18 protein-coding genes and 1 riboswitch are annotated in these 20,449 nt (G+C 62.1%); of the genes, 10 read left to right on the top strand and 8 right to left on the bottom strand.

Annotation, left to right across the window (positions count from 1 at the left end; translation table 11 throughout):
* Positions 1 to 80 precede the first annotated feature (80 nt).
* The 6 genes from PSN43_RS02980 to PSN43_RS02955 all read right to left on the bottom strand — a co-directional run bounded on the left by PSN43_RS02980 (position 81) and on the right by PSN43_RS02955 (position 7,783).
* Positions 81 to 1,502 (bottom strand): carbon starvation CstA family protein, encoded by a 1,422-nt coding sequence (locus PSN43_RS02980; RefSeq protein ID WP_272699237.1) that lies wholly within the window; start codon positions 1,500 to 1,502, stop codon positions 81 to 83.
* A gap of 136 nt (positions 1,503 to 1,638) precedes the next feature.
* Positions 1,639 to 3,339 (bottom strand): LytS/YhcK type 5TM receptor domain-containing protein, encoded by a 1,701-nt coding sequence (locus PSN43_RS02975; protein WP_272699236.1) that lies wholly within the window; start codon positions 3,337 to 3,339, stop codon positions 1,639 to 1,641.
* A gap of 9 nt (positions 3,340 to 3,348) precedes the next feature.
* On the bottom strand, positions 3,349 to 4,128 hold the full coding sequence (locus PSN43_RS02970; protein WP_272699235.1) for a LytR/AlgR family response regulator transcription factor: 780 nt from the start codon (positions 4,126 to 4,128) through the stop codon (positions 3,349 to 3,351).
* A gap of 112 nt (positions 4,129 to 4,240) precedes the next feature.
* Positions 4,241 to 4,861, bottom strand: coding sequence for a signal peptidase I (lepB, locus tag PSN43_RS02965; RefSeq protein ID WP_272699234.1), 621 nt, complete (start codon positions 4,859 to 4,861; stop codon positions 4,241 to 4,243).
* A gap of 24 nt (positions 4,862 to 4,885) precedes the next feature.
* Positions 4,886 to 6,691 (bottom strand): translation elongation factor 4, encoded by a 1,806-nt coding sequence (gene lepA, locus PSN43_RS02960; protein ID WP_272699233.1) that lies wholly within the window; start codon positions 6,689 to 6,691, stop codon positions 4,886 to 4,888.
* A 603-nt stretch (positions 6,692 to 7,294) separates the two neighbouring features.
* A complete protein-coding gene (locus tag PSN43_RS02955; RefSeq protein ID WP_272699232.1) occupies positions 7,295 to 7,783 on the bottom strand; it encodes a PocR ligand-binding domain-containing protein in 489 nt (162 codons plus the stop codon).
* A 144-nt stretch (positions 7,784 to 7,927) separates the two neighbouring features.
* On the opposite strand from PSN43_RS02955, the gene PSN43_RS02950 reads away from it, so the two are divergent.
* From PSN43_RS02950 to PSN43_RS02925, 6 genes are all read left to right on the top strand, one after another.
* Positions 7,928 to 8,803: a YitT family protein gene (locus PSN43_RS02950; protein ID WP_272699231.1), complete on the top strand. Its 876-nt coding sequence runs from the start codon at positions 7,928 to 7,930 to the stop codon at positions 8,801 to 8,803.
* Entirely contained in the window at positions 8,804 to 9,628 is an 825-nt protein-coding gene (locus PSN43_RS02945; RefSeq protein WP_272699230.1) for an SAM hydrolase/SAM-dependent halogenase family protein, read from the top strand. It abuts the gene before it with no gap.
* Position 9,629: 1 nt separating this feature from the next.
* Complete coding sequence (locus PSN43_RS02940) at positions 9,630 to 10,361, top strand: adenosylcobinamide-GDP ribazoletransferase (protein WP_272699229.1); 732 nt, start codon at positions 9,630 to 9,632, stop codon at positions 10,359 to 10,361.
* A gap of 134 nt (positions 10,362 to 10,495) precedes the next feature.
* Complete coding sequence (locus tag PSN43_RS02935) at positions 10,496 to 10,912, top strand: hypothetical protein (protein ID WP_272699228.1); 417 nt, start codon at positions 10,496 to 10,498, stop codon at positions 10,910 to 10,912.
* A 141-nt stretch (positions 10,913 to 11,053) separates the two neighbouring features.
* Entirely contained in the window at positions 11,054 to 12,031 is a 978-nt protein-coding gene (gene sppA / locus PSN43_RS02930; RefSeq protein ID WP_272699227.1) for a signal peptide peptidase SppA, read from the top strand.
* A 99-nt stretch (positions 12,032 to 12,130) separates the two neighbouring features.
* Positions 12,131 to 13,321, top strand: a complete 1,191-nt coding sequence (locus tag PSN43_RS02925; protein ID WP_272699226.1) for a pyridoxal phosphate-dependent aminotransferase — start codon at positions 12,131 to 12,133, stop codon at positions 13,319 to 13,321.
* 1,034 nt (positions 13,322 to 14,355) lie between these two features.
* Here PSN43_RS02925 and ilvD read toward each other — a convergent pair.
* Together ilvD and ribB are read right to left on the bottom strand one after the other, a co-directional pair.
* Positions 14,356 to 16,017 (bottom strand): dihydroxy-acid dehydratase, encoded by a 1,662-nt coding sequence (gene ilvD, locus PSN43_RS02920; protein WP_272699225.1) that lies wholly within the window; start codon positions 16,015 to 16,017, stop codon positions 14,356 to 14,358.
* Between the two features lie 296 nt (positions 16,018 to 16,313).
* The gene (ribB, locus tag PSN43_RS02915; protein ID WP_272699626.1) at positions 16,314 to 16,967 is read right to left on the bottom strand and encodes a 3,4-dihydroxy-2-butanone-4-phosphate synthase; all 654 of its coding nucleotides are present in this window, start codon (positions 16,965 to 16,967) and stop codon (positions 16,314 to 16,316) included.
* A 126-nt stretch (positions 16,968 to 17,093) separates the two neighbouring features.
* A riboswitch (FMN riboswitch) is annotated at positions 17,094 to 17,241 on the bottom strand.
* Positions 17,242 to 17,385: 144 nt separating this feature from the next.
* Here ribB and PSN43_RS02910 point away from each other — a divergent pair.
* The 4 genes from PSN43_RS02910 to PSN43_RS02895 all read left to right on the top strand — a co-directional run bounded on the left by PSN43_RS02910 (position 17,386) and on the right by PSN43_RS02895 (position 20,441).
* Positions 17,386 to 17,742, top strand: a complete 357-nt coding sequence (locus tag PSN43_RS02910) for a hydrogenase maturation nickel metallochaperone HypA/HybF (protein ID WP_272699224.1) — start codon at positions 17,386 to 17,388, stop codon at positions 17,740 to 17,742.
* Between the two features lie 15 nt (positions 17,743 to 17,757).
* Positions 17,758 to 18,417, top strand: a complete 660-nt coding sequence (gene hypB, locus PSN43_RS02905; protein WP_272699223.1) for a hydrogenase nickel incorporation protein HypB — start codon at positions 17,758 to 17,760, stop codon at positions 18,415 to 18,417.
* A gap of 186 nt (positions 18,418 to 18,603) precedes the next feature.
* Positions 18,604 to 19,935 (top strand): sigma-54 interaction domain-containing protein, encoded by a 1,332-nt coding sequence (locus PSN43_RS02900; protein WP_272699222.1) that lies wholly within the window; start codon positions 18,604 to 18,606, stop codon positions 19,933 to 19,935.
* A 155-nt stretch (positions 19,936 to 20,090) separates the two neighbouring features.
* Entirely contained in the window at positions 20,091 to 20,441 is a 351-nt protein-coding gene (locus PSN43_RS02895) for a NifB/NifX family molybdenum-iron cluster-binding protein (RefSeq protein WP_272699221.1), read from the top strand.
* Positions 20,442 to 20,449 lie beyond the last annotated feature (8 nt).

Here is a 20,449-nt window from a genome sequence, read left to right as displayed (position 1 = left end):
CCCGCCGAACGCGGAAAGGCCCGCTCCGTACGGAGCGGGCCTTTCCCTTATGCAATGCCTATGCAGCCCGTTGCGGACGGCTAGGCGGAGGTTTCTGCCACGGTCTTGCCGGAGAAGACGAACTTGAAGAGGAAGGCCGCGAAGAGCGCGGCGGCACCCACCAGGCCGATGATCACGGAGGTGTCGTAGGACAATCCGAAACCGATCTGGGCGTTGGCGATGAAGGTCACGCAGACAGCGGTCATGAAGACGGCCGGGATGGTGGCGATCCAGTGCAGCTTGCCGCGCTGCGCCAGGTAGGCGGCGGAGGTCCACAGGACCAGGGCGCTCAGGCACTGGTTGGAGAAGCCGAAGTACCGCCAGATGGTCGAGAAGTTCTGGGTGGAGATGACATAGCCGATGACGAACAACGGAATGGAGATCATCAACCGCTTGACGGCGGCGTCCTGCTTGACCTTGAAGGTCTCGGCCACGATCAGGCGGGTGGACCGGAACGCGGTGTCGCCGCTGGTGATGGGCAGGACGATGACGGCCAGGATGGCCAAACCGCCGCCGACGGTGCCGAGCAGGGAGCGGGAGACTTCGGCGACGACCGCGGAAGGGGAGCCTGCGGCGATGACCGAGGACAGGGCCTGGGGATTGTCGTAGAAGGAAATGCCCAGCGCGCACCAAACCAGGCCGATGATGCCTTCGATGATCATGGAGCCGTAGAACACGGCTCGGCCCTGGCGCTCATTCGCGACGCAGCGGGCCATGAGCGGGGACTGGGTGGAGTGGAAACCGGAGATGGCGCTGCACGAAATGGTGATGAAGAGCAGCGGCCAGATGGGCTTGTCGCCGGGGTGCATGTTGCTGAAGGCCAGGTTGGGCAGCACTTCGTGGCTGGAGAGCATCAGGGCGACGAACAGGGACACGGTCATGGCCAGGAGCAGGAATCCGAGCAATGGATAGATGCGGCCGATGATCTTGTCGATGGGCAGGATGGTCGCCAGGAAGTAGTAGGCGAAGATGGCCATGACCAGCAGGCCGGTGTCGATGCCGGTCAAACCGTTGAGCAACTTGGCCGGGGAGAGCACGAAGACCACGCCGACCAGCATGAGCAGGATGAAGGAGAACAGGCGCATGACCTGGCGGGCCGACATGCCGAGATACTCGCCGACCACCTCGGGAATGGACGCGCCGTTGTTGCGCACGGAAAGCATTCCGGAGAAATAGTCGTGCACCGCGCCGCCGAAAATACAGCCGATGACGATCCAGATCATGGCCACGGGGCCGTAGAGCGCGCCCAGGATGGGGCCGAAGATGGGGCCGATGCCCGCGATATCCAGCACCTGGATGAAGATGATCTTCCATTTGGGCATGACCATGTAGTCGATGCCGTCGGCCATGGCCACGGCCGGGGTGACGCGGTTCTCGTCAGAACCGAAAACGCGATCCACGAACGTGCCGTAGATGAAATATCCCGCGATGAGCAGGCCTACGCATCCGAAAAAGAAAAGCATGTTTCACAACCTCCGATGAAAAGTTACGCCGCCGGGCGGCAATTACTTTTTAGGAGGTTTTCCGGAAACAATGCGACGGTTCCCGTCGGAACCGACCGTTTCCCGGTCTGAACGAACGTATCCCCGGTTCGAACGGTCAGTGCCGGGCGGGCACCTGGAGCACGATGGTGGTTCCCTTGCCGGGAACGCTGTCCACCTTGGGTGCGAACTGGCGGCCGTAGATATGCTCCATGCGGCTCAGGCAGTTGCGCATCCCGATGCCGCCCACGGCGGAATCGACGCAGTCGGGGTTCAGAACCCGGTCAAGGGTGGCGCGGTCCATGCCCACGCCGTCGTCGGCCACGCTGATTTCAAGATGGCCGTTTTCACGCCAGGCGCGGACCTTGACCGTACCGCCCCGCTCCCGGCCGAGTACACCGTGCCGGATGGCGTTCTCCACCAGGGGCTGGATGATCAGCGGCGGGATGGGCCAGTTTTCGCACCCCTCCTCCACCTCGTCCTCCACCTGGATGCGGTCGCCGAAGCGGGCCTTTTCGATGGCCAGATAGGAACGGACCTGCTCCAGTTCCTCGCCCAACGGAATGAATCCCCGGCTCAGGTCCAGGTTGCGGCGCATGTACAGCGACAGGTCCATGAGCAGCTCCCTGGCCCGCTCCGAGTTGGTCCGGCAGAACGAGGCGATGGTGTTCAGGGAATTGAACAGGAAATGCGGGTTGATCTGGGAATGCAGCCTGCGAATCTCGGCATGGGCCAGCATCTGTTCCTTGATCTGAATGTCCTCCAGCTCCACCTGGGTGGAAAAGAGGTTCGCCAGGCCGATGGCCACTTCGAAAAGAGTGACGTTGAGGGGCCGCTCGCGGCTGCCGTAAAACTTGAGGGTGCCGACAATCTCGTTGTTCTTCTTGAGCGGAACGATGATGGCCGCCGTCATGGGGCAGGCCGGGTCGTTGCAGCCGATGGCCTCGGCGCTGTGCAGGAAGGCGGGACGGTCCGTCCGAAGAACCTCGCGGGTGGCGTTGGTGCGGATCTCGCGCCCGGCCGTATGGTGGTCGGCTCCGGCCCCCACGTGGGCCAGGACGTCGCGGGTGTCCGTGATGGCCACGGCCGCCACTCCCACCCGGGTATAGATGATCTCGGCCGTGGCCGCGGCGGTTTCCAGGGAAAGGCCGAGGCGCAAATAGCTGACCGCCATGTTGGCGATATCGAGAATGATCTGCGCATGAAGGGATTCCCGCCGGTCGCGGTCGCGGGAATACAGATTGATGACCTCCACGAACAGGGCCGCGCCGAACGCGTTGACCAGGAGCATGGGCGGGGCGATGAGCTTGACCAGCTCCCACGCCTCGGGAAAGGGCTTGGACATGAGCAGGACCAGCCCCATGTGCATGGCCTCGCCCGCAAAGGCCAGTCCGGCGGCCGCCCGCCAGTTCATGGCCCCCACGCCGAACCGCAGGGCCACCATGCCCGCCGCGAATCCCTCGATGGCCGTGGCGATGCCGCAGGGATAGGCGCTGAACCCGTGCAGGTCGAAAAGGATACGGTGAACCCCGGCGATGAGCCCCGCGCCGATGCCCACCACGGGGCCGCCGAACAGGCCGCCCGAGATGACCACCATGGCCCGCAGGTTGGCCACGGAATCGAAGACCGCGTTGCCGGTGTAGGTGCCGAGGATGCCGAGCAGGCCGAAAAGGACGGTCACCAGGAAGGTGCGCAACCGGGAACTCTCGCCCGTGAACTGCATCCGGCGAACGGGCATTATGGTCAGGAACAGCAGGACCAGACCCACCATGAGGCCGAACCGCTCGGCCAGAGTCAAAATGATTTCAAAAGTGTTCACGGAGTCTCCCTACAGTTCCATGGCGTCCTTGAAGGGACGCACCCGCGCCTTGCTGACGATGATCTCGGTCTCGGCGCGGTCGCCCATGGTCAGGACGTACTTGCCGTTGAACCACGGCGCGTAGGTCCGCACCAGCGCCAGGTTGACCAGTTGGGACCGGTTGGCCCGGAAAAAGGGGAATCCCTCCAGACGCTCTTCCAGGCGGTCCAGGGTCGCGTCGCAGGCGCACGGGTATAGGTTGTCGCGCGTTCCGGCGTGAACCCTGCGGTTCTCATAGTTGAAGTAGACGATCTCCTTGGGGCTCAGGAGGATGTTGCGCCCCCCGTGCTCCACGCTGATACGCGTCACTCCTGGCTTGATGCCCGCGCCCGCCAGCAGCTTGCGCAGGACCTCGCTCGACTCCCGGGTCTCGCTGGCCGCCAGCCTTTTGCGGACCCTGTCGAGACTGTCCGCCAGCCGCCTGGTGTCCACAGGCTTGAGAATGTAGTCCACCGCGTTCTCCTCGAAGGCGCGGATGGCGTACTCGTCGAAAGCCGTAACGAAAATCACCAGGGGGTGCCGCTCCATGGCCATGACGTCCCTGAGCACCGAGAACCCGTCCCGCCCCGGCATCTGGATGTCCAGAAAGACCAGATCGGGCCGTTTGGAAGCGATGGCCTCGACCGCGTCGGCGGCGTTGCCCGCCGTGCCGACCACGTCGATATCCTCGTGCGACGAAAGCAGGTAACTGAGTTCGTCCTGGGCCGGGGGCTCGTCGTCCACCAATATGGTTCGTATGACCTTGTTCATAATCATTCCTACGTGCAGCTTACACGATCGAAGTAAGGCATGGAGGCGCGATTGGCAAGAGCGCAAAAAAGCCGCTCTCAGAGCGGCTTTTTCAGTCATGCGGCGTAACGGCCTAGTTCAGCAGGGTTCCGATCCGGTTGAAGCGGATATCGGTGACGGAGCCCCAGGACCAGTAGATGACCAGGGCCTTGCCGACGATCTTGCTGCGCTTGACCGTCCCCCACCAGCGCGAGTCGTAGGAGCCTTCGCGGTTGTCGCCCATGACGAAGTACTCGCCCTGGGGAATGACCACCGGCCCGAAATTGTCGCGCACGGGCAGGGTGTCGGCCTTGGTGTGGAGCACGTAGGGCTCGTCCAGGGCGCGGCCGTTGATGTAGACCACCTTGTTGCGCACTTCCAGGGTCTCGCCCGGCAGGCCGATAACCCGCTTGATGAAGTCCTTGGATTCGTCCTCCGGGAACAGGAAGACGACGATGTCGCCGCGCTGCGGGTCGCCGGTCTTCATCAACACCTTGCCGTCGGTGGTGTCGAGCCAGATATTGGAAGGCAGGCGGACGTCATAGGCGAACTTGGAGACCAGCAGGTGATCGCCGATCTGGAGAGTTTCAAGCATGGACCCGGACGGGATCTTAAACGCCTGAACGATGAAGGCGCGGATGACGAAGGCCAGAAGAAGGGCCACCACAATGGCCTCAAGGGTATCACGAAAGGATTTGAGCGAGCTTTGAGTCATGGGATTCCTTGTTGGATGCGCCGACTAGTCCTCATCGGCTTTCAGTACGGACAGGAACGCTTCCTGGGGAATTTCCACGTTGCCCATGCGGCGCATACGCTTCTTTCCCTCTTTCTGCTTTTCCAGCAACTTGCGCTTCCGGGTGATGTCGCCGCCGTAGCACTTGGCGGTAACGTCCTTACGGAAGGGGGCGTTGCGTTCCTTGGCAACGATCTTGTTGCCGATGGCGGCCTGAATGACCACCTCGAACATCTGGCGCGGTATGCTGCGCTTGAGCTTCAGTGCGAGCGAGCGGCCGATGCGGGCGGAATTTTCCCGATGCACGATGCAGGAGAAGGCGTCCACGGGATCGCCGTTGATAAGGATGTCCAGCCTGACCAGGTCGGCCTCGCGGTAGTCGATGACCTCGTAGTCGAGTGAAGCGTACCCCTTGGTGGAGGATTTGAGCTTGTCGAAGAAGTCGTACATGACCTCGGCGAACGGTATCTCGTAGGTGATGACTACGCGCGTGGAGGTGATGTAGGCGATGTTCTTCTGGATGCCCCGCTTCTCCTCGCACAAGGCGAGCACCGCGCCCACGTACTCGTTGGGCACGTGCACTTCCAGGCGCACGAACGGCTCGCGGATGGCTTTGATGCGGGTCGGGTCCGGCAGCTTGGACGGGTTGTCGATGGTCAACTCCTCGTCGGTCACGGTGAGGACCTCGTAAATAACCGACGGAGCCGTGGTTATCAGCCGGGCCTCGAACTCGCGCTCAAGCCGCTCCTGGATGATCTCGATGTGCAGAAGGCCCAGGAAGCCGCAACGGAACCCGAAACCGAGGGCCTGGGAGGTCTCCGGCTCGTAGGTGAAGGCCGCATCGTTGAGCTGGAGCTTCTCCAGAGCAGCCTTGAGGGTCTCGTATTCGGAAGGCTCCACCGGGTACAACCCCGAAAAGACCATGGGCTTGACCGGCTTGAAGCCGGGATACGGCGTTGCCACCGGGTTGTCGGCCAGGGTGATGGTGTCGCCCACGGGCGCGTCGCCGAGCTCCTTCATGGAAGCGCACAGGAAGCCAACCTCGCCGGGCCCCATTTCCTTGATGTCCTGGGCCTCGGGCATGAACGCGCCCAGCCGGGTGACTTCGAAGGTCTTCCCGCTCGAATGGATCTTGATGCGCCTGCCCTTCTTCAGCGTGCCGTCGATGATCCGGAAAAGGACCACCACGCCCTGATAGGAGTCGTACCAGGAATCGAAGATAAGCGCCTTGAGAGGCGCGTCGGGATCGCCCTTGGGCGGCGGCAGCAGATTGACGACCGCGTCCAGGACCTCCTCCACGTTCTTGCCGGTCTTGGCCGAAACCATGATCGGGTGGGAGCAGTCCAGGCCGATGACGTCCTCGATTTCGTGCGCGATGCGCTCGGGATCGGCGCTGGGCAGATCTATCTTGTTCAGCACCGGGATGACCTCAAGGTCATTGTCCAGGGCCAGATACACGTTGGCCAGGGTCTGGGCCTCGACGCCCTGAGTGGCGTCCACCACCAGCAGCGCGCCTTCACAGGCCGCCAGAGACCGCGAGACCTCATAGGAGAAGTCCACGTGGCCGGGCGTGTCGATAAGGTTGAGGATGTACTTCGTCCCGTCGTGATCGGTGTACGGGATGCGCACGGTCTGCGCCTTGATGGTGATGCCGCGCTCGCGCTCCAGCTCCATCTTGTCCAGGTACTGGTCCTTTTTCTCGCGGTCGCCGACCATGCCGGTGATTTCGAGAATGCGGTCAGCCAACGTGGACTTGCCGTGGTCGATGTGGGCAATGATGCTGAAATTGCGTATTTTATCGATCTTGCTCATGATTTCCATTCTATAGGGAATTTTCCGCCGGACAGGGCGTTAGACCCCGTCCGAGGGGCTGGAATGGTCTTGTAAGGCATTTGCACCCGCTTGTCTAATATATATAGGCCATGGCCCCCGACATCCGGCAGCAGGACGGCACGCCCCGCCGGAACGAAAACGCCGCGAGGCAACGGTTCTCCCCTGCCCCAAACGGGGAACGCCCGGTTTCTCCTGCGGATGCCGAAGGACCGTTCCGTTTCCGGCCCCCCCCTTTGTTACCGGAGGCGGGAGGGAAATCAGGTTTTGAAGCCGCCTTCGGCGGATTTGTCGGGTGATTTCGCCTCCGGCGGGCAAGGGGAGCGCCCCCTTGCATCCCCATTGCCGCCCTGAAGGGCGGGTATTACGCAAAAAACGCCCACAAGCCAGTATGGTTTGCGGACGTTTCGCATAATGCGATTCTGAAGGAGTAAATGCCCCTCCATCAACACCTCAGCCGAAGGCGAAAATGGGTTTCCAAAGGGTTATAACCCTTTGGCCGCCGGAGGCGAAGTCACCTGTCCAATCCGCCGAAGGCGGCTTCAAAATCCGATTTCATCAATGAAACCGATTCGCCAACGGAATCTATTTTAGCAATCCTTCGATCCGTTTGGTGATAAACGCCTGGATTTCGGCCAGTTGTTCTTCGGTGACGGTCCGCACGGTCTTGGCTTTTTCGGCGATATCCTCTTCGCTCAGGCCGCTCATCATGCCTATGGTGAACTCGTCCACCTCTTCGTCGGCGGGGACCAGGCCGCAGCCGCCCACGCCGCCGACGACCTCGCCTTCGACGACCACGGGCACGCTCACGCGGACCATGCCGCCGTCGCAGTATTCGACGAACGGCTCGCCCTTCTTGAGCAATTGGGTGAACATCTGTCCGGCGGTGGCGCAGATGGCGCCGAAGCCCTTGTCATCGTCGCGGATGGCCCGGCACAGGGCGTTTCCCCAGGTATTGCCGAGCAGCCGGTGGCCGTCGCCGTCCATGATGTCGGCGTTCAGGCCGAAGCGGTCATGCAGTTCCTGCTGGAGCTTGGCCAGCTCCTCTTCCGATACGAGATCCTTGAGTGTCATGAAAAACTTCCTTAAAGGCATTGTTCGGGAAAAATCCCTACCCCGTTTACAGGCAATCGGTACGGTCCGCAAGTAACGGACGACTTCCGTTTTTTGGTTTTCACCCTCGACAAAACCCGCTAGAACATGTGGCGGAGAACGACTATGACCAATACCTTCAAGGACAAGCTGCGCGCCATGACTTTCGGCGTGCCGTGGAACCTCGCCCTGCTAACCCTGGGCTCATTTCTCATCGCCTTCTCGGTCAAGGCCATCGCCGTGCCGCACGGCCTGCTGACCGGCGGCATGTCGGGCATCGCGCTGCTGTGCTACTACGCCTTCGGCGGATTGAGCACGGGCCAGTGGTATTTCGCCCTGAACCTGCCCGTGTTCGTCCTCGGCTGGGTATTCGTCAGCAAGCGGTTCTTCCTCTATTCCCTTTACGGAATGGTCGTCTCCTCGGTCTTCATCGACGTCATTCCCTACTCCCTGCACATGGACGACATCTGGCTGGCCGTCATCACGGGCGGCGGGATCATGGGCGCGGGCGTGGGCATCGCGCTCCGTTCGCTCGGCTCCACCGGCGGATCGGACATCCTGGCCGTGATCTGCAAGGAGAAGTTCAACATGTCCATGGGCTCCTTCGAATTCTGGTTCAACATGATCGGTTTCGTGGCGGGCTTCATCTATCTGGACATGAACATCGTCTTTTATTCCATCGCCATGACCTTCGTCATCGCCTTCGGCATCGAATACGTGCTGGGCATGTTCTCTGAGCGCAAGATGGTCATGATCGTCTCGGAGCACCACGCCGCCATCAACGCGGCCATCCTGATCGACCTGGACCGGGGCGTGACCATCCTGGAAGGCACGGGCGGATACACGGGCGAAGAGCGCAAGGTAATCATGACCATGGTCTCGTCCATCCAGCTCAAGGAGCTTGAGGAGCTGGTCTACACCATCGACCCGAACGCGTTTTTCATCATGGGCTCAGGCTTCCACGTCCAGGGCCAGGGATTCTCGTCGAGGAAGGTGTATTAGATGATTTTCGCCACCGAAAAGAAGGACGCTCCGCCGCCCCGGACCATCGGTCTGATTTCGGACTTCGGCCTGACAGACCCCTATGTGGGCCAGGTCAAGGCGGTCCTGGCGCGCAAGGCCCCCAACTGCCCGGTGGTGGACATCTCCCACGACGTAGCCCCCTACAACGTGGCCCAGGCCGGATTTTTCCTGGCCGCCAGCTACGAACATTTTCCGGCGGACGCGGTCATCCTCGCCGTGGTCGATCCCGGCGTGGGCACGGACCGGCGCATAGCCTGCCTCCAGATCGGCAACCGGCTGCTGGTGGCCCCGGACAACGGGCTGCTCACCCTGGCCCTGAACCGCGCATGGTCCGAGGTGCGCGCCTTCGATCTTTCCAGGGCCATGGACGCGCCCGAAAAGGTATCGCACACCTTCCACGGCAGGGACGTCTTCGCTCCGCTGGCCGCGTGGCTCGCCCTGGGCGGCAGGCCCGAAGGCATCGGGCCGGAGATCGCCCCGGCCGACCTGGTCACGCGCACATGGTCCCAGCCGGAATTCGGCCCGGGCAGGGTGCGCACGCACGTGCTGCACATCGATCGTTTCGGCAATTGCGTACTCAACCTGGAAGCGGGCGGCATGGGCACCCCCGAAGGGCTGCGCATGGAGTCCCCGGCGGGTGGCCCCCTGGCCTACGCGGCACGGTATGCGGACATGCCCGAGGGTGAACCGGGCCTGCTCGAAGGCAGCCAGGGTTTTCTTGAACTCGCCGTGAACCAACGGTCCGCGGCCAAGCGTTTCGGCCTGTCCATGGGAGACCCCGTGGAGCTGGCCTGGGAGGCATGACATGCTGCGAGACTTCGTCGACACCCTCGGTTTCCTGACCCGGCTGGCCCCGGCCAGGGTCATTTCCGAACCGGCCATGAACAGGTGTATGCGCTGGATGGCCCCGGCGGGTCTGGTCCTCGGCGTGGTCATCGTCCTGCCCCTGTGGCTCGGCCTGTTCGGAAACTCCCCCTGGATTCAGGCGTGGCTCATGGTGGCGGCCTCCATCTATCTCACGCGCGGTTTGCATATGGACGGCCTGGCCGACGTATGCGACGCGGTGACCACGCACACCGACCCCGTGCGGTTCTGGGAAGTGGTCAAGGACAGCCATACCGGCGCATTCGGCGCCATGGGCCTGGTCATGGCCGCGGCCGGTCAGATTCTCCTCTTCCACACCATGCTCTCCCGAGGCGAATATTGGGCCGCCGCCTGGGTCTTCGTCCTGGGCAGGGCCGCCGCGGTCTGGCTCGGCTACCACGTGCGCCATCTGGTCCGTCCCGGCCTGGGCAAGCTGTACGTCGACGGAGCAACCCTCGGCGTGGCCCTGGCCACCACCCTTTTCGCCTTCGTGACCGGACTGGTCATGGCCGGGTTCGCCGCAACCCTGGCCTCCACGGTCATCGCCACGGCGGTCCTGCTCGGCCTGTTCCGGCTGGCGGACAAGGTCGGCGGCGCGAACGGCGATTTCCTAGGCTGCGCCGTGATCCTCGGAGAACTGGCCGCCGGACTCGGATTCGCCCTGGTCGCCTGATTCCGCACCGCCGGTTCCGTCTTAACAATTCTTATCATTCACGGGCCGTTTCCTGGCCCGCCCCTTGCTGCGTCCCGTTATCGAGTTGTCGACGGCAGATATTGCCGCCATCACCTTTAACCAAGGAGCAGAGCATGAGCATCTCGGCAGTGAGCGGCTCCGGCGCATCCTACGGGCTTGCGGAAATGATGCAGGCCCAACGGGGAAACCAGTCGGATTCCGACGAAACCGTTGCGTCCATCGCAAAGAAGGACGCCGAAGACGGCGGCGGCTTCATGGCATCCATGCAGGGTTCGGCCTCTTCCCAAGGCGAAGCCTCCTCGGCCCGGGCGGTGTCCGGGACGGGCGAAAGCGAGTCCTCGTCCGACGAGGAGGAGTACGACGCCTACGATCTCAACGAGGACGGCGTGGTCACGGTGGACGAACTGCTACAGGCGTTCCGCCAGGGCGACGCAAGCGTGCAGGCCCTGTTCGAGGGGTCGGGCGGCTCTTCCGCCCTCCTGCAACGCCTCGCCAGCCAGGCTTACGAGGCCCAGAACGCGGCGGTCTAACCCTTCCCGGGACAACCTGAAGACCCGATCGACGGCATCTCCCTCAGGGAGGAGAGAGATGCATGTCGGGCGGCCCCCCTTGGCAAGACTCCCCGGCCCCGGTAGGATGCTCCCATAACCCGAAATCCACCGGAGGTCCCCATGCCGTCCCGAATCCTGGCCGCGCTGGCCTTACTGTTTCTTTTGCTCCCGGGCTGTGCGCCCAAGATCAAGATTTTCGCCTCCCAGGCCACGGAACCCCTCAAGGAGTACGTGGTGGACGGCGAGGGTGAAGGGAAGGTCGCACTGATCCACCTTCGCGGTTTCCTGACCACCCAACCGGCACGGGGGATGCTCCGCTCCCAGCCCAGCCCGGTGCAGGAGCTTGTCAACAACCTCAAGCTGGCCGAGACCGACGACCAGGTGGGCGCGGTGGTCGTGGCCATCGACTCCCCGGGCGGCACCGCCACAGCCTCGGACGTCATCTATCACGAGCTGACCGCCTTCAAGGAGCGGACGGGCAAGCCCGTGATCGCGGCCATGTTCGACGTGGCAGCCTCGGGCGGCTATTACGCGGCCCTCCCCGCCGACTGGATCATGGCACACCCGACCACCATCACCGGCTCCGTGGGCGTGGTCTTCATGCGGCCCAAGGTGAGCGGCCTGATGGACAAGGTCGGCGTGGATATGGAAGTCTCCAAATCCGGCCGGGACAAGGACATGGGGTCTCCCTTCCGGCCTTCAACCGATGAGGAAAAAGCCCTGTTCCAGGCGATAATCGACGATATGGCCGGACGGTTTTACGCGCTGGTCCAGGAGCATCGCCACCTGGCCCCGGCTGACCTCGAAACGGTCAAGACCGCCCGCGTGTTCACCGCGAACCAGGCCCTTTCCCTCGGGCTCGTCGACCAGGTCGGATACATCCAGGACGCCTTCGCCAAGGCCCGCTCCCTGGCAGGACTCCCCGAGGACAGCCTTGTGGTGACCTACCGCCGCGACCTCTATCCCGACGACAACCCATACAACACCCTCGATTCCGCCGAACCGTACAAGCCGAACCTCCTGGGGGTGGATACCTCCTTCCTCATGCCCCCGAGGGCCGGATTCTGCTACGTCTGGGAAGGAGGCGTCACGCGGTAGGGCTCTGCAGCCCCCCGCCCGCCAAAGGCTTCTCGTATTGCAGGCGGTGGTTGTTTGCCGTAGGGTAATGGCTTCATCCGATTTTCAAGGAGTTTTCACATGCAGCTTATTTCCAGCCAGGTGGCCGGGTACATGACGCGGTCCTCCTGGATCCGCAAGATGTTCGAAGAGGGCATCGCCCTGAAGAAACAATTCGGCGAGGACGCGGTCTGCGACTTCAGCCTGGGCAACCCGGACCTGCCGCCGCCCGCAGCCATCAAGGAAGGCCTCCTGGAGCTGGCGCAGGAAGCGGACAAACCGTTTTTCATGGGCTACATGCCCAACTTCGGCTACCCCGACGTCCGCGAAAAGCTGGCCGCCGAGGTCTCCAAGGAACAGGGAACGCCGGTACCCGCCGAATCCCTGGTCATCACCTGCGGCGCAGCGGGGGCACTCAACTCGTTCTTCCGCGCCGTGCTCGAACCGGGCGACGAGGTCATTACCCCGGCCCCGTTCTTCGTGGAATACGGCTTCTACTGCGAGAACCACGGCGCGAAGCTCACCCCGGTCCCGGCCAAGCCCCTGACCTTCCAACTCGACCTGGAAACCATGGACAAGGCCATCTCCGAAAAGACCCGCGTGGTCATGCTGAACTCCCCCAACAACCCCTCGGGCGCGGTCTACGACAGGGCCTCCCTCGAAGGGCTGGCCGCCATCCTTGAAAAGCACAACGAGGGACGTGAGCGGCCCATCTTCATCCTGGCCGACGAACCCTACAGGTTCCTCGCCTTCGACGGCGTGGAAGTGCCGAGCCTGCTGCCCATCTACAAATACTCGGTGGTCTGCTCCTCCTTCTCCAAGAACCTGTCCATGGCAGGCGAACGCATCGGCTATGCCCTCATCAACCCGGCCATGGAGGACATGGCCACCCTGGTGGGCGGCGTGGTCCTGGCCAACCGCATCCTCGGCTTCGTCAACGCCCCGGCCCTGGCCCAAAAGCTCATGGCCCGCGCGCTCGGTTCCGGCGTGGACGTCTCCATCTACGACCGCCGCCGCAAGGCCATGGCCGAAGTCCTCGACTCCGCAGGCTACGAATTCACCATGCCCAAAGGCGCGTTCTACTTCTTCCCCAAGGCTCCCGGCGGGGACGACGTCAAGTTCTGCGCCGCCCTGCAGGAGGAAAAGGTCCTCGCCGTGCCCGGCTCCGGCTTCGGCTACCCCGGCTTCTTCCGGCTCTCCTTCTCCGTGGAGGACAAGATCATCCCCCGCTCCCGCGAAGGATTCGCCGCCGCCATCGCCAAGTTCAAATAACGGTCCCCATGACCGATCACAAAAGGGACGCCTCAGGGCGTCCCTTTTTTTTGCTAAGGCGCTTGGCCGGATAGGCCCATGGAGCAGATGGGAGGAGACAAAAGCAGGAGTTGAAGCCGCCTTTGGCGGAATTGTCGGGTGATTTCGCCTCCGGCGGGCAAGGGGAACGCCCCCTTGCATCCCCACTGCCGCCCTGCCGGGCGGAGAGAGAGGCGCGGCCGTCAGGCAAGAAGCGGAAGTTGGAAAACGTTTGTTGTTGTTCGATTCGAATGGGGGCAACCGATCATCCGACGCGGTCCAAAAATTTTGCCCGACACCCTAGATTTCGGCGGGGAGTTTAAAAAGTTGTACCCGCCCTTTCGTTTGCGAAAGACTGAAGCTGTCTTTTTATTGCCACATAACAAACTGTAATAACACGCAAATTTAAAAATATTTGAGAACAGGGAAAACATGGCACGGCCGGTGCAATAAGATAGTCATCTTCCTTATTTTTGCACCGAGAAAACTCCCAGGCCTCCGCAAGGAGGCCTTTCTCGTTTCTGAAGGGGGCATCCACGCGTTCCCCCCCCCTTCGCCTCCGAAGCGGGCGAAAAAAGCCCGCGCCGAAGGCGCATTCAGGGATGCAAGGGTGCGAGCCCTTGCCCGCCGGAGGCGAAATCACTCGACTATCGCCGCGAAGCGGCTTTCAACGCCTGATTTCCCTCTTCCCCGATTTAAAAGGATAATTCCCAAAAAAAAAGCCGGTCCGGGCAATCCCCAAACCTGCTTTAACTTTTTTTTCTTCTGAAGGGGGGCATCCACGCGTTCCCCCCCCTTCGCCCCCGAAGCGGACGAAAAAAGCCCGCGCCGAAGGCGCATTCAGGGATGCAAGGGTGGAGCCCTTGCCCGCCGGAGGCGAAATCACTCGACTATCGCCGCGAAGCGGCTTTCAACGCCTGATTTCCCTCTTCCTCGATTTAAAAGGATAATTCCCAAAAAAAGCCGGTCCGGGCAATCCCCGAACCGGCTTTAACTTTTTTTTCTATGGAAGCGGTCTATTTCTCGTAGACCGCGCCGCGCGCGGCGGAAGTGACCAGCTTGGCGTAGCGCCGCAGGAAGGGCGACTTGACCTCCTTGACCACGGGCTTGTGGGTTTTCCGGCGCTCTTCGAGTTCGGCGTCGTCCACCAGCACATTGATCTTGCGGGCCGGAATGTCGATCTCGATCCTGTCGCCCTCGCGGATCAGGCCGACCGGGCCGCCCGACGCCGCTTCGGGAGAGATGTGGCCGATGGCCGCGCCGCGCGTTCCGCCCGAGAACCGTCCATCGGTGATGAGCGCCACGGACCCGCCCAGACCCATGCCGGAGATGGCCGAAGTGGGAGTGAGCATCTCGCGCATACCCGGGCCGCCCTTGGGGCCTTCGTAGAGGACGACAACCACGTCGCCGGGCTTGATCTCGTTGCCCAGGATGGCGGCCACGCTCTCCTCTTCGCTGTTGAAGACCCGCGCCGTGCCGGTGTTCTTCATCATCTCGGGAGCAACCGCGGACTGCTTCACGCAACAGCCGTCGGGCGCGATGTTGCCGTACAGGATGGCGATGCCGCCCTCCTTGGAATACGGATCATCGATGGGCCGGACGATTTCGTAATTGGTCACGCGGGCTTTCAGATCCTTGAGGTTCTCGCCCAAGGTCTTGCCGGTGACGGTCATGACGTCCAGGTTGAGCAGGTCCTTTTTGGCCAGCTCGCTCATGACGCCGGGGATGCCGCCGGATTCGTCCAGGTCCTGCATGTAGTGGGGACCGGCCGGTGCGAGCTTGCACAGGTTCGGCGTCTTCATGCTGACTTCGTTGAACACCTGAAGGGAAAGATCGAGCCCCGCCTCGGCGAACAGCGCGGGCAGGTGCAGGGTGGTGTTGGTGGAGCAGCCCAGCGCCATATCCATGGTCACGGCGTTGTGCACGGATTTCTCGGTGACGATGTCGCGCGGACGGATGTCGCGCTCAAACATTTCCATAACCTGCATACCGGCCTTCTTGGCCAGCCGGATGCGGGCGGACATGACCGCCGGGATGGTCCCGTTGCCCGGCAGGGCCAGGCCGATGGACTCGGCCAGACAGTTCATGGAGTTGGCCGTGAACATGCCCGCGCAGGAGCCGCAGGTGGGGCACGCGCCCGCCGTGTATTCCTCCAGCTCCTCCTCGGTCATCCGGCCCGAGCGGACCTTGCCCACGCCCTCGAACACGGTAATCAGGTCCGAGGTGTTCTTGTGCCCGGCCAGCATGGGGCCGCCGGACACGAGCACGGCCGGGATGTTCAGACGGAGCATGGCCATGAGCATACCGGGAACGATCTTGTCGCAGTTGGGAATGCAGACGATGGCGTCAAAGGGATGGGCGGTGGCCATGATCTCCACGGAATCGGCGATGATTTCGCGGCTGGGCAGGGACATTCTCATGCCCTCGTGGTTCATGGACAGCCCGTCGCACACGCCGATGGCCGGGAATTCCAGCGGGGTGCCTCCGGCCATACGGATGCCCGCCTTGACTGCCTCGGCGATGGTGTCTAGATGCACATGACCGGGAATGATCTCGTTCTGGGCGTTGCATACGCCGATCAGCGGCCTGTCCATTTCTTCCTTGGACAATCCGGCCGCATACAACAGCGATCGGTGCGGGGCCTTTTCCAATCCACCAGTCATTTTCTTACTACGCATCTGATACCTCTTGGTTAAGAAATTCGGTCGACCAGTTCACTACCGATACGGTGCGGTTGTCAACGTTTTTGCCGCAGTCTCCCGGGCTGAAGGGGACCAAGGGAAAAGGGTTTCCCAGGCATACGGCCCCGCAGCGCATCCCCCGCCGCAAGCCATCCCCGCTTCGTTACAGTATTTTCATCCGGATTGAACCGGCGGCAAAAAGAGAAAGGCCCCGTCGGGCGAAACGACGGGGCCTTCAATTGCGGAGGTGAAGTAATATCTTTTATGTTCCGCCCTTCTGGCGGAGGGGATGCTTAGGCGGCTTGCTTCTCGCGGATTTTGCGGTAGGAAGCGATGTCGTCCACCGTGCAAACGGTCATGTTGTGCTTGCGGGCGAAGGTCACGATTTCAGGCTGGCGGGCCATGGTACCGTCGGGATTGGTCAGCTCGCAAAGCACGCCGCACGGGGTCAACCCGGCCATGCGGGTCAGGTCCACCACGGCTTCGGTGTGGCCGCCGCGCTCCAGCACGCCGCCGGGACGGGCGCAGAGCGGAAAGACATGGCCGGGGCTCGCCAGATCGCCGGGCTTGGCGCCCGGAGCGATGGCCGCCTTGACGGTGGCCAGGCGATCCGCCGCCGATACGCCTGTGGTCACGCCCTCCACGGCCTCGATGGATACCGTGAAGGCGGTGTTGTACCGGCTGCGGTTGTTTTCGACCATCATGGGCAGGCCGAGGGACTTGATCTTCTCCTCGGTCATGCACAGGCAGACGATGCCGCTGCACTCGCGGATGAGCATGGCCATCTGGGGAACGGTCAGAAATTCGGCCGCAAAAATGAGGTCGCCCTCGTTTTCGCGTTCGATGTTGTCCGTGACCAGGACGCCCCGGCCACCCCGAAGGGCCGCCAAGGCGTGCTCGACACGGGACATGGGACCGCCGAATTGTTTGAGTAAAGGCTGATCCATCATCTTTCTTCTCCTTTGAAGACTATGAATGAATCAGGGCGCATAGACAGACCGACGAGCGCCGCGGCTCTCGTCGCGACAGTCGGTGCCGCGAGCGGAGACCGCCGGGCAAGGGCTGTAGGACTGCCTCATTCTCTTCATTCCGGACTATGACCGTCGGCCCCGGATTTACGCCGGGTCTGCTCGTCCCTCTCCACCCGGAGAGGCGCTCGCGGGCTAACTGGCAAGCCAGATCACCGCCGGTGGGGACTTCCACCCCGCCCTGAGAACAAGTTGGTTTGGTAATATGCCCCAACTGACTCGCAAGTCAACCAATACGGACACAATTCATAGGGGATTTCACCCTGGAGGCCAGTGCAATGCCGGAAGGAGGAAAACCCCCTTGATACCATAGGGAAATCAGTGTAGTGCGTTCTCCATGCATGAAATGTCGATTGTCGAATCCATCCTCGGCATCCTGCGCGAAGAGATGGTCAAATATGAAGGCCAAAAGCTCACGAAAGTGACCATCAAGAACGGCAGGCTCGCCGGGGCGGTCACGGAATCCCTCCAGTTCGCATGGGAAGCGCTCATTCCCGGCGGTGAATTCGACGGGGCCGAGCTCGAAGTCATCGAGGTGCCGGTGAAGGTGGCCTGCGGCGAATGCGGCGAGATATTCAGCCCGGAGCACACCCGATGTATGCCCTGCCCCAAGTGCAACGCCCTGCTGGGCCACGAGGTGCTGGAGGGCAAGGAACTGCTCATCGACTCCATCGAAGTGGACGACCAGCAATAAAGACAAGGAGAGACCATGTCCAAGGAAGTGACCATAGTCCGCAATGTTCTCGAGGCCAACGACAGGCTGGCTGACGAGTTGCAGAAGAAATTTCGGGTCAAGAAGATCCTGTGCCTGAACCTGATGAGCTCGCCGGGCGCGGGCAAGACGACCCTGCTCGAACGGACCCTGACCGACCTCAAGGACGAGTTCAACATGGCGGTCATCGAAGGCGACCTCCAGACCGACAACGACGCCCAGCGCGTGGCCGCCACCGGGGCGCAGGCCGTTCAGATCAACACCGAGGGCGGCTGCCACCTGGATTCCGGCATGGTCATGGACGCGCTCCAGGCCATCGACACCGACGGCCTGGACATTCTCTTCATCGAGAACGTCGGCAACCTGGTCTGCCCGGCCGAGTTCAATGTGGGCGAAGACTACAAGGTCACCCTCCTGTCCGTGGCCGAAGGCGACGACAAGCCTGAAAAATACCCGTTCATGTTCCACATTTCCGCAGTCATGCTGCTCAACAAGGTGGACCTGCTTCCCTATGTGGAATTCGACCTCAAAAAGGCCGAGGATCACGCCAAGAAGCTGAACAAGGACATCGAAGTCATGCCCATTTCCGCCCGCACCGGCGAAAACATGGAGCAGTGGTACGAATGGCTGCGCAAGAAGCGCGCCGAAAAGCTGTAGCCGACACGGCTGCAACCCGACGATGAACAACAAGGCCGCCTCAGGGCGGCCTTTTTCATGCACGCCCTCCGCCGGGGATGCCCGGTTCCTCTCCCCGAACAAGCCAGGCACGGCGCGAAAGAGTGTGGGCGAATTTTTCGCCCATAGCCCCTTGGCAAGGCGAGCGGGCGGATGTAGAATCTTCCCATGTCGTTTCCCAAAGACCTCCCCCTTGAAGCCGTGTTCGCTTCCATCGCCGACGGATTATTCACCGTGGACGCGGACTGGAACGTGACCTATTTCAACGAGTCCGCGCAACGGATCACCGGCATCTCCGGCGAGGACGCCCTGGGGCGCAAGTGCTGGGACGTGTTCCGCTCCTCCCTGTGCGACGGCCAGTGCGCGCTCAAGTCCTGCATCCGCAAGGGCGGGCGCATCGTCAACAAATCCATCTTCATCATCCGCTCCGACGGCACGACCCTGCCCATCGCCATCTCGGCCTCGCCGCTGAAGGACAACGACGGGAACGTGATCGGCGGGGTGGAGACCTTCCGAGACCTGACCGACATCCACGTGGCGCGGCAACAGGCCAAGGACATCTACCGATTCGAGAACATCGTGGGCCGCAGCCAGGCCCTGGAAAAAATTTTCCGCATCCTGCCGCAGATCAGCCGGTCCGAAGCCACCACCTTGCTGCTGGGCCAAAGCGGCACCGGCAAGGAACTGTTCGCCCGGGCCATCCATTCCCTGAGTCCGCGCAAGGACGGGCCTTTCGTCGCCGTGAACTGCGGCGCGCTGCCCGACACCCTGCTGGAGTCGGAGCTGTTCGGCTACAAGGCCGGGGCCTTCACCGACGCGCGCACGGACAAACCGGGCAGATTCGAGCTGGCCGACGGCGGCACGGTCTTCCTGGACGAGATCGGCGACATGCCCCAGAACCTCCAGGTCAAGCTGCTGCGTTTCCTCCAGGAAAAGACCTTCGAGCCCCTGGGCGGCGTCACGCCTGAACACGCCGACGTGCGCGTGGTGGCCGCAACCAACCGCAATCTCGAAGACGCCGTGGCCGAAGGGACATTCCGCCAGGACCTCTTCTACCGGCTCAACGTCGTCACCCTGACCCTGCCCCCGCTGACCGCACGCCAGGAAGACCTGCCCCTGCTCATCGACCACTTCCTCGCCGAGTTCAACGGGCTGCGCAACAAGGCCATCCGGGGCGTCAGCGAGGACGCCATGCATGTGCTCATGCGCCACGACTACCCGGGCAACGTGCGCGAACTTGAAAACATCCTCGAATACGCCTTCATCCTCTGCCCGGACGGGTTCATCCAGGTGGAGCACCTGCCGGAATACCTCCACCCCGCAAAGCCCCGAGGCGACGCGCCCGACGGACTGTCCGGGACCATGGACGCCATCAAACGCCGCGCCGCCATGGAAGCCGTCCGACGCAACAACGGCAAACGCATGGCCGCCTGCCGCGAACTCGGCATCACCAAGGACACGCTGCGCCGCCTTTTAACCGCTCCCGATCCGGGCGAATAATTCGTCATTACTCTTCATTTCAGGCGATTAATTCGCCCTCTTCGCAACCCTATGAAAAATCAAGATACTGAATTTATTACTATTTTTATTTGGCACAATCCATGCTCATTGGAAAACAACTGGTTCGGGTCCTGCCGGACTTTTGGAGAGAGACGATGAAGACGGATTCCGCCAAGCTGATCTGCCTGGCGTGCTACCAGGACCGACTGGCCTCCGTGTGCGAGAACGCGGACGGATACAAGCTGTTTGAAATACGTGACGATAAATTTTACCCCGCAGGCCTCCTATCCCTTCCCTCAAAGGACCCTATGGACAGGACATCCGCCATATTGGCCTGCGGGGTAACCATTTTTTTGTGCGGGGCCATCCGCAACCGGACCCGGCACGCCCTGGAGCGGGCCGGAATCACGGTCATCCCCTGGCTTACCGGCACCGAAAACCAAGTGCTCGAAGGTTATCTCCACGACGGACTGGCCGAATTGACCATGCCCGGAGCGGCGGTTTGACTTTTTTC

Origin of the sequence: Desulfovibrio sp. Fe33 (assembly GCF_028532725.1) — a bacterium.
Lineage (GTDB): Bacteria > Desulfobacterota > Desulfovibrionia > Desulfovibrionales > Desulfovibrionaceae > Pseudodesulfovibrio.
This window is presented reverse-complemented; position numbering and strand designations above follow the sequence as displayed.